The organism is Candidatus Margulisiibacteriota bacterium (assembly GCA_028715625.1).
Lineage (GTDB): Bacteria > Margulisbacteria > Riflemargulisbacteria > GWF2-35-9 > GWF2-35-9 > JAQURL01.
Genome location: JAQURL010000072.1, coordinates 1 through 12,785, shown reverse-complemented (window position 1 = coordinate 12,785; position 12,785 = coordinate 1). Strand labels below are relative to the sequence as shown.

The 12,785-nt window shown below is 39.3% G+C and carries 10 protein-coding genes and 2 pseudogenes; 10 read left to right on the top strand and 2 right to left on the bottom strand.

Annotated elements, in window-relative coordinates; genetic code table 11:
* Window positions 1-1,679: hydrogenase 4 subunit B (gene hyfB, locus PHV30_10275; GenBank protein MDD5457400.1), on the bottom strand; the 1,679-nt coding region annotated here is incomplete at its 3' end.
* 129 nt (window positions 1,680-1,808) lie between these two features.
* On the opposite strand from hyfB, the pseudogene PHV30_10270 reads away from it, so the two are divergent.
* The 10 genes and pseudogenes from PHV30_10270 (at window position 1,809) to PHV30_10225 (ending at window position 11,783) form a co-directional block, all read left to right on the top strand.
* A pseudogene (locus PHV30_10270) lies at window positions 1,809-2,061 on the top strand (GIY-YIG nuclease family protein).
* 144 nt (window positions 2,062-2,205) lie between these two features.
* Entirely contained in the window at window positions 2,206-3,075 is an 870-nt protein-coding gene (yedA, locus tag PHV30_10265) for a drug/metabolite exporter YedA (protein MDD5457399.1), read from the top strand.
* A gap of 71 nt (window positions 3,076-3,146) precedes the next feature.
* Window positions 3,147-3,752 (top strand): hypothetical protein, encoded by a 606-nt coding sequence (locus tag PHV30_10260; GenBank protein MDD5457398.1) that lies wholly within the window; start codon window positions 3,147-3,149, stop codon window positions 3,750-3,752.
* On the top strand, window positions 3,753-7,544 hold the full coding sequence (locus tag PHV30_10255; GenBank protein MDD5457397.1) for a hypothetical protein: 3,792 nt from the start codon (window positions 3,753-3,755) through the stop codon (window positions 7,542-7,544).
* Window positions 7,534-8,523: a hypothetical protein gene (locus PHV30_10250; GenBank protein ID MDD5457396.1), complete on the top strand. Its 990-nt coding sequence runs from the start codon at window positions 7,534-7,536 to the stop codon at window positions 8,521-8,523. Before PHV30_10255 ends, PHV30_10250 begins: the two co-directional genes overlap by 11 nt.
* A gap of 151 nt (window positions 8,524-8,674) precedes the next feature.
* Window positions 8,675-9,223: a GyrI-like domain-containing protein gene (locus PHV30_10245; GenBank protein MDD5457395.1), complete on the top strand. Its 549-nt coding sequence runs from the start codon at window positions 8,675-8,677 to the stop codon at window positions 9,221-9,223.
* A gap of 140 nt (window positions 9,224-9,363) precedes the next feature.
* Window positions 9,364-9,576 carry a hypothetical protein gene (locus tag PHV30_10240; GenBank protein ID MDD5457394.1) on the top strand — a complete coding sequence of 71 codons (213 nt, stop codon included), beginning with the start codon at window positions 9,364-9,366 and terminating at the stop codon, window positions 9,574-9,576.
* A gap of 80 nt (window positions 9,577-9,656) precedes the next feature.
* A complete protein-coding gene (locus tag PHV30_10235) occupies window positions 9,657-10,748 on the top strand; it encodes an ARMT1-like domain-containing protein (GenBank protein MDD5457393.1) in 1,092 nt (363 codons plus the stop codon).
* Window positions 10,749-11,064: 316 nt separating this feature from the next.
* On the top strand, window positions 11,065-11,682 hold the full coding sequence (locus PHV30_10230) for a hypothetical protein (protein ID MDD5457392.1): 618 nt from the start codon (window positions 11,065-11,067) through the stop codon (window positions 11,680-11,682).
* 5 nt (window positions 11,683-11,687) lie between these two features.
* A pseudogene (locus PHV30_10225) lies at window positions 11,688-11,783 on the top strand (ORF6N domain-containing protein).
* A gap of 125 nt (window positions 11,784-11,908) precedes the next feature.
* Here PHV30_10225 and PHV30_10220 read toward each other — a convergent pair.
* Complete coding sequence (locus PHV30_10220) at window positions 11,909-12,349, bottom strand: hypothetical protein (GenBank protein ID MDD5457391.1); 441 nt, start codon at window positions 12,347-12,349, stop codon at window positions 11,909-11,911.
* Window positions 12,350-12,785 lie beyond the last annotated feature (436 nt).

Sequence of the window (12,785 nt, the reverse complement as noted above, 5' to 3'; positions counted from 1 at the left end):
CTGCCGGAGTATGCCGCTCTTTCCGCTACGATTGGCGTTAACCACAACCAGTCAAATCCTGAAATGCTTGAATTTATTGAGGCACTGACCAGTTGTTGCGAAATACTTGACATCCAGCTGATAAAAAATGTAGGTAATATTCCCAGAAGCAAACAGGTTATGGCCGCCAGCAGCATACCAAAAATCATTGTTTTGCCGACTTCTTTAATCTGCATATTGGGTTTGCCGCGCCAGTTACCCAGAAAGGTTACGCCAAAAGCTTTTACGAAACATGCCGCGGCCAAGGCACCGGTCAATGCCAAAATTGCAGCGCCAACCGGCATTATCAATTTTACCAGCGGCGTGGGAAGAATCGGTGATAGTAAAAAAGCCTGAAAGGTAAGCCATTCCGAAACAAATCCGTTAAAAGGCGGAAGAGCAGAGATAGAAATACAACCGATTAAAAATAAAAAAGCAGTCCAGGGCATCAGATGGATGAGGCCACCCATATGCTCCATATCCCGCTCTTTTGTGGCGTGCAAGACAGCTCCTGCTCCCATAAACAACAACCCTTTAAACATAGCGTGATTTAATGTATGATAAATACCCGCGGTTATGGCCAGCGCAGCCAACACCGGCATATTAAAAGATGTAAACATCATACCCAGTCCGATACCGATTAAAATAATTCCAATATTTTCTACGGAATGATAAGCCAACAATCTTTTCAGATCATGCTGCATCAAGGCATAAAGAACACCGAGAACAGCAGAAACTAACCCGAAAACCAGCACAAGAGCGCCCCACCACCAGGGAAAAACTTTTATCAGGTCAAAAGCTACTCTGATAATTCCATATATAGCTGTTTTTAACATAACGCCACTCATTAAAGCAGAAACATTGGAGGGCGCGACAGGATGAGCTTCCGGCAGCCAGATATGCAGGGGAATAACCCCTGCTTTGGCTGAAAAACCGAAAAAAGCCAGCAAAAATGCCAGTGATGCCCAGCCCACAGGAAAGTTACTGGCGCGCATGGCATCAAAGGTATAAGCACTGAACTGAGTAAATCCTCCGGACCAGCCGGCCATAACGCCAAATGATAAAAGTATGGCTATGGCGCCAACGTGTGCAATAACCAGATAAAGTAATGCAGCTCGTTTATTTTCGGGTTTTTCATCCTCAAACAGTACCAGAAAATAAGATGAACCGGCCATGAGTTCCCAGGCAATCAAAAAAAACAAGGCATCATTTGCCAGTACTACCATAAACATACCGTTCACAAATAAGGCGAAAAAGAATATTAATCTGGCAACCGGTCTATGACCTACAAACTCTTTGACATAACCCAAAGAATAGATAGATACATATAAGACTAACAAACCTATTGTGGTGAGAAAAAATCCGGCCAAGGGGTCCAACCGCATTTGAAAGTGCAAATCCGGCAATCCCAGGTTTAAAGTCAGGACATAGTAGGAGCTGTCTCCTACTGCCAGGATACCAGCTATAACTAAAAGAACGGAGGCAATAATCGCTAAAGAAAATGAAAAATTAATTAAAAATTTTTCGTATTTATTCAGAAGTACAGCTATTATTGCTACTGAAAAAAATATGACCAGAGCTAAAGCGGCTATGTCCAGTGGGTAAAAGGTCAGCTTGATAAAGGATGGAGTGAAATAATTAATCGTACTAAGAATGTTCATTGTAATGACAAAACGGCTACAATTCTACGCCTGTTGCGGGGGGCTGTCAATCGTGGCAAATATCATTTGTCATTTCGACCGCAGCGAAGCGAAGTGGAGAAATCTCAATTTATTGGTACAATAAAGATAATGAATAAAACAAGAGTTCTTTATATAGGAGTTACTAATGATATTCGCCGAAGGGTATACGAACACCAGAATGAGTTAATTGAGGGGTTTTCAAGTAAATACAAAACAAAAAAACTTGTATATTACGAAACATATAAAGATGTACGATTAGCTATTGAACGAGAAAAACAACTTAAACGATGGAGCAGGAAAAAAAATTGACCTTATAGAAAGTGGAAACCAAGATTGGAAAGATTTGAGTCTTCTTTTATAATGAGATCTCTCGACTCCGCACCTGTCTCGGCGTAGCGTAGCGAAGAAGGATAAATGCTCCGCTCGAGATGACAGGGGTAAAATTTACAACATGAACTCCAAATAAATAATTGTCAAATCATTGATGTTACAGGATACTGTTTTTATGAAGAAAAATACCGCTATGATTATCATCTGTCTGCTGGCAGTTTATATAATCTGGGGGTCTACTTATCTGGCTATACGCCTGAGCGTAGCAACAATACCTCCTTTGCTGATGTGCGGTATCCGCTTTTTACTGGCCGGCGGAATACTGTATGCCTTTTTAAGGTTAAAAAGAATCAGTCAACCGTCTCGCCAGCACTGGCAAAGCGCTCTGGCAGTGGGTACGCTTATGATGGCTGGAGGAACAGGGTTTGTAGCGCTGGCAGAACAATATGTCAGCTCTGGCCTGGCGGCCATTGCAATAACCATGACCCCGGTCTGGGCCTGTGTTATCTCCGGTCTAATTCATAAAAAATGGCCGAACCGGCTGGAATGGCTGGGTTTAATAATAGGATTTTGCGGTATTGTTGTTCTTAACCTGGAACACGAACTGCGCCTGAATTTATGGGGCGCTTTTTTTCTGCTGCTTGCGCCAATCTGCTGGGCAGCTGGCTCTGTACTGAGCACTATTCTGCCCAAACCGCAATCCGGATTAATGGCCAGCGCTCTGCAAATGCTGACAGGAGGAGTAGTTTGTGTGTTGATTGGGGTGGTTTTAGGTGAAAGAATCTCTGCCCTGCCTTCAATGATTTCAGCTCTGGCGCTAATCTATCTCATTCTAGCCGGCTCACTTCTAGGTTTCACAGCTTATATGTATTTATTCCGGCACACAAGGCCGGCACTGGCTACAAGCTATTCCTATATAAATCCTGTCATTGCGGTAATGCTGGGGGTATGGTTAGCCGGAGAAAAGATAGGGCACTTTGCTTTTCTTGGTTTAACAATAGCTATCCTGGGCGTTTTGTTCGTAATGCTCGGACATGGCGAATAAATTCCCTAAAGATTCCTGAAACTTTTGTGATTCCGGCACGATAATCATTTATCAATTTCTGGAGGTAGATTATGTTATTCAAAGTTATCGCGCCCGCAATCAGTTTTTCACAAAGGTACAAGTTGGGTTTATCAATAGGAACTAAAGGTATAGAGGAGCATGCGGAGCCTATAAATACAATCAGGATAGATAGTATTCAGCTTGCCAGCATAAAAGCTATTCTGGAACTTTTTAGGGAACATGATTTTTTATCTCAGGTATATAACAGAACAATAATAAAATATACAGAAAATTTAGATATGACAGGGCACGGGTATCATTCCACACCAATATCCGTCGGACTTATGAATCACTATCAGCTTGACCAGGAAAAAGTAATGGAACTGCTTAGAAGGATGGATAACATTCAGCTGACTTTGCCGGTTGTACAGTTTCTGGTGATTATCTGTGAGAGACTGCAAGAAAAAAATGGCGCGCCGGTCAAATATCATATTCCCGGTTATGCCGGAGACCCCGGAGTTGCTTATGCTGATGCTTTTGATGAAAAAAATTATAGCTATGAAGAATTAACTTCCATGTTAAATGATGACAAACGCACTCAGGGTGAACTTAATAAGCTCTCCATAGGTATTAAGCTTCCTGCTCTGGAAATCATAGATGATAGAACCGGATTCTAAATGCTTAACAAAATAGTCGCAACTGAAATAGCGCCGATTAATGCTGTAAAAAAAGTCCCTGTTCAGCCGGACCTGACCAATATTGATATTTTCTGGGATATCAGCACTAAAGCCGCAGTGCTAAATATCACCGGAAGCGACACTTCGTTTAAATCCGACCACTTATTTGAATTCCTTGATTTTCAAGCTATCGTAGCTCTGGCTAATACAGCCATGGACAATCCTGCTTTTGACAAAAATGTAATTCTTGTCAGACAAAAAGTTATGAAAACAATAATGGATATCAAAGCTCCTGTTTCCAAATATGCCAGCGAAGCTTATGACCTTTACCTGAATATCAAATTTCTCTATGGATATGATAATGAAGAAGAGGAAAAGAAAGAAAATCTCCCGGGTTATAAACCGGTTATACGCATTACCAAACTGTTTAATAAGGTAAATCTCATACTGAATGGCCCCAAAAAAGTAGCCATTGAGAACAGCACTCCGAAGCTGGAAGCTGAGTTTAGAGAAACTTTAAAGACCATTAACTCTCTGCAAAGGTCTCTGGATAATGCTTTCAGGCTGGCCAGTATGCTGCAAAAGACAGCAAATGTTATCCTGAATAATTGCGGGCAGGAAATAATGGCAGTAGCCAGATCCATCGACCTGAAAAAGCCCATAGAGCTTCTCATTTTAAAAGATACCTCGGGCCTGGAGCAAGTTTCTTCCCAATTCAAAAAAATACTGCCCCTGCTCAATAAAATCCGTTCGCTGGTATTAATTGCCGAAACTTTTAAAAATGACGGATACCACCTGGTAACCTTTAACGAACAGGAAAAAGAATCCTACAAAAATGGCTGGATATATAAGTTAAAAAAAGAATATAAATCCTGGGATAAGAATAAAAACTGGACGCAGGTCCTTAATGACTCTCTGCCGGACACTCCGCTTACTGTAATCAACGGGGATATTATGTCCGGCAAATCGTTTCGCTGCAAACAGGAATTCTGGCTGCGCAGCCTGGGCCAGTCATTGGGTTTTATCCCCGCTGATACCGGCGGCAATTTGCATATTTTTAACACTATAGGGCTCATCAGCCGTGGTCTTTCGGATCAGGTCAATCATCAAAGCTCCTTTTTTAAGGATGTAGACAACCTGAAAAGATTTATGCAGGTTATGGATAATACAGGCGGCAGGGCTGTGTTGCTCCTTGATGAATGGGGCTCATCCACATCGCCAGACGATCAGAAGATATTATTACTCACACTGAAAAAATTGTTTGAACAGCGCGGTCATAAACTGCATGTTTCTTTGCATAACAACCTTTTTGTGGACGAAATCAAGTTAGTTTCTCCCGAATCTTTACATCATATGCAAACCGATTATCAGGAAAACGGCGAAGTGGTTTTCAGCTACAAACACACGCCCGGACCAGCGGATTATCATACACTGCAAATTTTGCGCAAACTCAACCTTCCCAGCAGATTTATTGAACTTACCACTGACTATATGACAGGCAAAGTCGAGCGCGTAAATATACCCCCGCTAAAAATACCGGCCTTGACCCCATATTCTGAAACAGAAAGGGAACTGCTGAAAAAAGAAAGCAGAAGCTTTTTAATGTTTTTTCCTGAAGATGATGAAATTGTCGTTATGCCCAGAGATATAACCAACTGGGTGAAAAGTGATCTGAAAGTTGTCGGAACCAACTTTGATTTTATGTGGCGCTATGGCAAGCGCGACCTGCATGATGAAATGCGGCATCACCATCATTCGGGTCGTGATGATAAGGAAAAACTTTCTTATAAATATAAACCCAACCTGGTGCTGATCAGCCAGGACCGTGATTTTTATAACTGGCACCATGGCACAAACAGCCAATTTATTGAAAACTATAAAAGTTATATAAAAAAATTGTTTATCAACAGCCCTGCAGTTTCGGTACAGGAAACCCTGGAAAAACAAAAAATGTTTGAATTGCTTTTAGAAAATAACGATCATAAAAATGTCTGGGATTCTTTTATAAAGACTTCCAATCTGATGTGGCATCTGGCCAGGTCTGCGGGAAGGATATTTGAAGGTTTGAAAGAATTTAATACCTTTATACTGAAAGAATTTCCTGAAAACTTTAAAGACCGGGGCTACATGCACTTAAGTGATATTGAGTTATTCAGGGAAATAGTTAAATTGAACGCAAACCTGCTCGGATTTGATATGGGAGAACAAGCCTTAAAAACAAGTCTGGAAAAACTGGAAGAACTGGGCAAAATATTGGCCGAAATAAAAGAGCTGGATGATAACTATCATAGAGACTGCGATGACAAAGTGAAACAGGACCAAAATATCCAGAGAACTAGTTTTTTGATGAAAAGTCTGAATGAACTGATAAAAATTAAAACAGATAAAAAAGAATATCTGCCAAATGATGAACTTTGCAAAAAAGCCTGCTATTTGCAGATGCTGGAAGTTCTTAAAATTGTAAAGCCGCATCTGAAAAAACTTAACCTTAAGGATATGAACTGGGATGAATTATATGTAGAGTTTTCCAAACTGAAGCCCTTTATTGATAAAGCACTGGATGATAATACCTATTTAACAAATGATAGCCTGCGGATGACTGACTTTTTATGTCAATTCCTGAACCCCAACAAACTGACTAAAAATCTGGGGAATAAACTACGCGAGTTTGACAGCGTGCCTCTGCATCAGCTGGCTAATTATTTTGATGATCTTTTTATAAAATTTTTCGGTGGGGATTTAAGCGGTCAGGATTTATTAAAACAACTCCTGGAAAATGAAGATAAATTTTTTACACGCTATCAGTACGCTGATAAAAACTTCGACCGTACTATAGAGGAAACTAAAAAATTGATGGGGCTTTTTGCCGCAGCTAATTTTATGAAAGAACAGGGCTTTTGCCGGGTAGATTTTAATAGCTCCGGTGAAATTGTGCTGACCAAACCCTGGGAACTTTCTATAGATAAGGCAAGAACACTGGCCAGGGCAAAAATTGACACCGGACAACTTCTGGATGTAAGCAATGAATTACAAAAAGTTTTCAAGAATGTCTGGACCGAGCTCATGGAACTCAAAGATGAAGTAACAGTTGAGGACATTCAGGCGCTTAATGTCCCGGATAATGTCAAAAGAATGGTCCTGAAAACTCTGGAATCCCAGGTGCGTAATGACTATGCCCTGTACAGTCCTTCCAGCGGTTCGCCGGAACGCTTTCAAATATATTCCGGCTACAACGGTTCAGGAAAATCCTTTGGCAAAAAGACCCTGGTTAAAACGCTTCTATGGGCCCTGGCAACAGGTCATGCACCCGCTGATTATGCCACAATGCCTGTTATGGATGGACTGGTTAACATTGACCGTATGCAAGCTCAGGCCCATAAAAACTTGAGCGCAGGAGGTACAGAAATCGCCATGCTGCGTGATCATCTTTTTACATACATTGAAAAAAATCAGCTGAATATTATTTCCTATGACGAAGCGTTTTCTACTTTTCCGCCCAGCGATCAGGAAGCGCTGAGCTATGCCATGACCCAATATTTAATTGAGCTCGGGCATTATTATGTACTTGTCACCCACAATCACAAATTAATCGATCAGCTAAAAAAGCTTTATCCTGAAGAACTGGATATTTATCATTATGAGACAAAGAAAGACGCTGAAGGCAACCTGAAATTTTATTACATCCTGAAAAAGGGCCACAAATTGTCTTTTGCCATCGATGCGGCGGAATCAAGAGGCCTCACTCCGGAAATGATAGATATCGCCAGACAGATACAAATAAATGAAAAATAAAATCATTGCCTTATCAGTAAATGAAGCAGTGGATCTGGCGACAAAAAACTCTTTAAAATTTGTACCCTCATCGCTGATTTTTCCTACCGAAAGCGCAATATCAAAAAATAAATTAAACGACATTGAGCGATTTTACTTGTCAGGCAAGGCAATTTTATATACACCTATTGTGGTAATCAGGGATATCAATAAGCCTGACAAATTTTACGCTGTAGATGGAAATCATCGCTTGATCGTTGTAAAAAGAATACAATTTAAACACATTCTTGTTCTGGAACTGCCTGTACACGGATTTGAAATTTCTTCCCTGGGTCGCTCTTTGTATGTCCAAAATCAGAATTTAGTAGATTTCTTTATTGAAACTGCGTTAAGAAAAGATACTATTATTCAAATATCAAAAGATGAAAAAATAAATCGCGGGTTAACTACCTTTCAATGGAACGGCAGCAGATATCAATTTGCGGCTAACCTGGGTAAAGTAGCCCAGCATGAGATTATGTCGGACTTTATTAGAACACTGGAAAAACAAGGCGTGGATACAGAAAAAATGGCGGTTTCCAGAGCTGATATTTTTAAACTATTCAAGCAAAATATTCCCTCAAATCTGGTTGTTTCTCAAGCCGGTTTTTCTAAAAATGAACTGCTGTCTTTAGCTCGGGAAGGTACAATTTTCCCGCCCAAATCAATACTGGTAAATTTTACCGGCAATGTGAAAAGAACCACCATACCCATAAGAATTTCCAGAGCGTCCATGGACTGTGATCTTGAAGGATTAAACCGAAAGTTGCAACAGGAACTCGACACCCTGAATTTTTTAAGCTTGCCGTGGCTGATAAATGTGGGAGGCAGACACACTACTCCTGCGCAAACAGTTCCGATATTAAAAGATTCTCCAGAGGATTTTGCATTCGAATTGATACATCATGAGGAAATCGGACAAATCGATTTGTCCGAACCTCAAGTAATAACAAAATATTAAGAAGAAAAGGGACAATGGTTTCTATAATATTAGCTCATTCTAAATAATAGCTACCGATATCGACAGACTTCAAAATCAGTAAATCGTTAAGGCTGTAAAAATTTCTTGAGGAGATTTATAATAAAATTATCTTTCCATGAGGAGGTTTATTATGAAAGCTCTTAGAATGCTTTTAACAGTTATTGCTGTGCTCTTTATTCTTTATTTTCTGGTTTTGGCTTATCACGGTATGTTCGGAAAGGTCAAAGTTACAGAAAAGCAGATGGGTCCTTTTACTATAGTCTATGAATCCTATACCGGTGACTACAAAAATACCGGGAAAATTTTTATGAAAGTTTATAAAGACCTGGAAAAGGTTGGAATTAAAACCATTAACAGCATCGGTATATATTACGACAATCCTGATCTTGTTGCTAAAGACAAACTACGCAGCGATCTGGGCTGTGTGCTGGAAGAAAAAGATCTGGCCAAAGCCGAAGAACTGAAAACAAAATTCAAGGTAATGGTTATTGAGAAAAAAGATGCTGTTGTTGCAGAATTTCCTTTAAAAAGCCCTCTTTCCTTTATGTTAGCGCCGATTAAAGCATATCCTGTACTGGAAAAATATTTGCAGGATAAAAATCTGCAGCCGGTCAGAATGTATGAGTTTTATGATATGAAAAATAAAAAGATACTGATAACCGCTGAGGTCCAGAAGTAGTACAGAGGTTCATATTCTTCAAGTTATTTTTACAGGTTGTTTGAAAGTATTTTACGGACAGCCTGTAAAAAGTTTATAACGCAACAGTCCTTTTAAAGTTTGTTGAAATCTAAGTCATTTCTCATACGATAGATTAGTATATGAATTACAAAATCATCAGTCAAACCGAAACAATGTCCTTTGACGAAATAGGTTTTGCCCGTTTTGATCCGAATGAAGGCGATTTTGTACAAATTATCCCTCAAAAACCGGGAATATCTATTAAGGGGGTTCAGCCTGAGAAAACCATAGCCGATTCTTTGTTTATTATTTTTCCACAATACCTTATCTACCTCCGGAAGACACCAATCTGATCTTAAGGTCAACAAATGATTGTGATTGGAAAAAAACTCAGTATCCCCTGGAAGAAGTTATCCTTTCTCATAGAAAGAATATGCCCGGGCCTGAGCTTCTGAATAAAATCGGTTCCACGGCCAAGGCCTATCCATTTGCCATGGAAACTGTTTTGAATTCGCGCTGGCAATTCAACTTAAACTACCAATTTTCCAGAATCGTGCAATGGTCCCAGAGTTGCATAAAATATGAAAATATCCTTTCGATCGTTTCACAACAATATTTAGCTGAGCAAGCCATGTTCCTTTTTTCTGCTGTTCTCAAAACTATAATGCCCGACAATAAGCCTTTGTTTTATAGTCTGAACAACCAGGAGCTTGACCTCATCGGAACAAAAATTCTCAAACTGTCCAATAAATCCGCCGATATACATTCTGATATAATAAACAGCACCGCCTTAACCGCTTTGAGGAATATATTCCCATCCGGCTCCCAGCGCAAGAACCTGCAGGAGACGCTAGCAGCATCAATTTACGCAGGCACAGTGTGGTGGCATCAGCCTGAATTCTATAATGAGCCAGGTCTGGCCACGAAAACTCTTTTGAATAAACTTAAGGCGTCGCCAGCAATTGATCATCTGAATGACTTGTTAAATTTGATAAATAAAAATCCCGCTTTAAAAATACTATACATTGTCGATGATAACGGGGAAACAGTCTTTGACCTGAATTTTATAAAAAATTTAATGGAACATTATCAGAAATTAAAAGTAAAAGTTTGGGCTAATACCAATTCCATAAAGCCAAATACTTCTGTAGCAGATATTAAAAGAATTTTGAAAGATGAGTATTTTACAAATCTCAGGACAAGTACGAATTTTTCAGTTATCGGCCAACCCTCCGAATTGGAAACCATTGATCTCAGATTTGCCTCCAAACAGCTTATAAATTTAATATCTGACAGCGATCTATTGATTATCAAAGGAGCAAACTTTTTTGAAAATTTGGCGCCTAATCTCCAAACCAAGCACAGGTTCCATCTATTTACCGTTTACCAATCCACACTGCAAAACTTAACCGGGCTGAGCCGAGAATCGGGTGTAATGGCCCACCTTGGTCCCGGGCAACAAGGGTACGGACCGATTGACCAACAAGGCGATCCGGCTTACAGACTAAAAGATATTATCTATTAGCTTTCAAATTATTAATTATCTCTACGTACTGTAAAAACGAGAATTAATAAAATAATATATTAAGAACTTGTGTTCAGGCTGTCCGAAAATAAAGAAATCTATTAGAATTGTCATTCCCGTGGAAACGGGAATCCAGTATTTGCAAGGCTTTCGTTAAGGCTGGATTCTCCGGTCAAGCCGGAGAATGACATTTTCGGACAGCCTGGATCGAAGAATACAGAATTTTTCAGAATCAATATATTTAAATAAGAGTAATTTCCTGAGAATAGACACCTTCTTTGCCGATATATATTCAGACTTTAAACAGGAGGAAATAATGCACAATAAACTTATCGGGACAAAAGTTGTGTTTCTGGACACTTTCAGAAACCGCAGAAATAAAACTGCAGCCGGACAATCAAGCGGAGAGCAGGCAATTAGCTGTTGTCGAAGTGAAGGCGAAGCTATGGCTAATATATCCGGAGCCGTTGCTCAGATGGGCATGAAGATACTGGGCAGGGATTATCTGCCGGAAATCGAGGATTTATTCCAGAGAAATCCGGATATTGATCAAACGACAATTATTCAGTTGGAAGCAGCGGTGGCAATAATGTTAAACCCTGCCGGAGACTATTTCAAAAGATACGGTTCGCGCATACATATTGAAACAATAATGGACGCGGCCGGCAGCAAGTATAGTAAATGCAGGGATATGGACCTGGCAAACTATATATTTAACAGAATGTTATATCATCTGCCTCAGCTGGCTCAAGTGGTTGAACCCGATATGCTTCTGGAAATGTTTATGAAGTTTATTGATATCTGTATAGAAAATAATGTTTGTCAGTTAAACAAAGGGCTTCTGCAATATCTAAATCTTGATCAAAATTCCAGCAGGGAAAGAGTTAAAACAAACTTGCAAAACTATATTACATGTCTTCTCGCAAGTATTTAGATTGACTGGAAAACAAAATATATTCTATGCGTGGGCAAAAAGTTATGCTTGATATGGATTTAGCTTTGCTCTATGGCGTTGATACCAAACAACTAAAAAGACAGGACAAATCTGAGGATAATATTCAAATGATCATTGAGGCTATTAACCAGTTATTTGAACGACCAGAACCATTTGAAGTTAAAAATATAGGTTTTATCAGTCAATAAAAAGTTAATTATCTATCTTACAAAATTACATATTCAGAACTTTTCTCATTGAATATTTCATATAAGGTCCTCAGTATTTGAAATTGTTGCTTGTTAATATAATTTATGTAACTACCGTCCAGCCGCGCGTTAAAAAGATGTTTAAGAACATGAGCCAGAAGGTTTAAGTCATTTTTTTGTATTGGTCCGATATAGGTATTTTTAAAACGCATTACGTGGAGGGCTTTCAATTTATTATCAGGTTCGATCTTAAATTTATAAGTCGATTTATCCAGATGTAGATAATTTTCTGCCCAGGGCAAGCTACGGTCTAAAGAAATCTCAAATGCCAGCATATTCTTGCTTAAATATATTCTGCCGTTAGCCAGTTCCCCTGTGTCGAAGCTGCAATTGTATAAATTGATTAATTGAAAATTCTGTATTTCAGCAAAAAAAGCGGATACAACTTTCAGTTTCATAACTTTCTCCTTGTTCTGTAAATTTTATTCCATATAAAGAACCATCCTATTTATCGTAAGCACAAATATTTTTTCCCGGATTTTTATTGGCATTGGTAAATTTTTGGGAAACGATTAAATGTCTGTCGATATATTCCTAAACCAAATTGGTTTACTGTATACTCGCGCAAAATTGGGAATTCGGCGAGGCGTCAAGGAGCAAAGCGCGCAGGCGTATTCTAACATACGTCGAGCAATTTGCGACGCAGACAACAAAGCCGAAAACCAATTTTGAAAGAGTATATCTGGAAATTAAGGAGGACTAATAACGATGTTAAAAAAACTAATTGCCATAACTCTTACCAAACCCGAGCTGGAAATTATAAAACAGGACTTCAAAGGTTTGCTGGAAAAATATCAACAACTCAGGTTCGAAGAACAAGAAAACAGACGTACA

Bases quoted from the DNA above. Each gene is read 5' to 3' on its own strand.
- PHV30_10245 (MDD5457395.1), top strand. From the start codon at position 8,675: ATGAAAGCTCTTAGAATGCTTTTAACAGTTATTGCTGTGCTCTTTATT.
- PHV30_10240 (MDD5457394.1), top strand. From the start codon at position 9,364: ATGAATTACAAAATCATCAGTCAAACCGAAACAATGTCCTTTGACGAA.
- yedA (MDD5457399.1), top strand. From the start codon at position 2,206: ATGAAGAAAAATACCGCTATGATTATCATCTGTCTGCTGGCAGTTTAT.
- PHV30_10255 (MDD5457397.1), top strand. From the start codon at position 3,753: ATGCTTAACAAAATAGTCGCAACTGAAATAGCGCCGATTAATGCTGTA.
- PHV30_10235 (MDD5457393.1), top strand. From the start codon at position 9,657: ATGCCCGGGCCTGAGCTTCTGAATAAAATCGGTTCCACGGCCAAGGCC.
- PHV30_10220 (MDD5457391.1), bottom strand. From the start codon at position 12,349: ATGAAACTGAAAGTTGTATCCGCTTTTTTTGCTGAAATACAGAATTTT.
- PHV30_10230 (MDD5457392.1), top strand. From the start codon at position 11,065: ATGCACAATAAACTTATCGGGACAAAAGTTGTGTTTCTGGACACTTTC.
- PHV30_10260 (MDD5457398.1), top strand. From the start codon at position 3,147: ATGTTATTCAAAGTTATCGCGCCCGCAATCAGTTTTTCACAAAGGTAC.
- PHV30_10250 (MDD5457396.1), top strand. From the start codon at position 7,534: ATGAAAAATAAAATCATTGCCTTATCAGTAAATGAAGCAGTGGATCTG.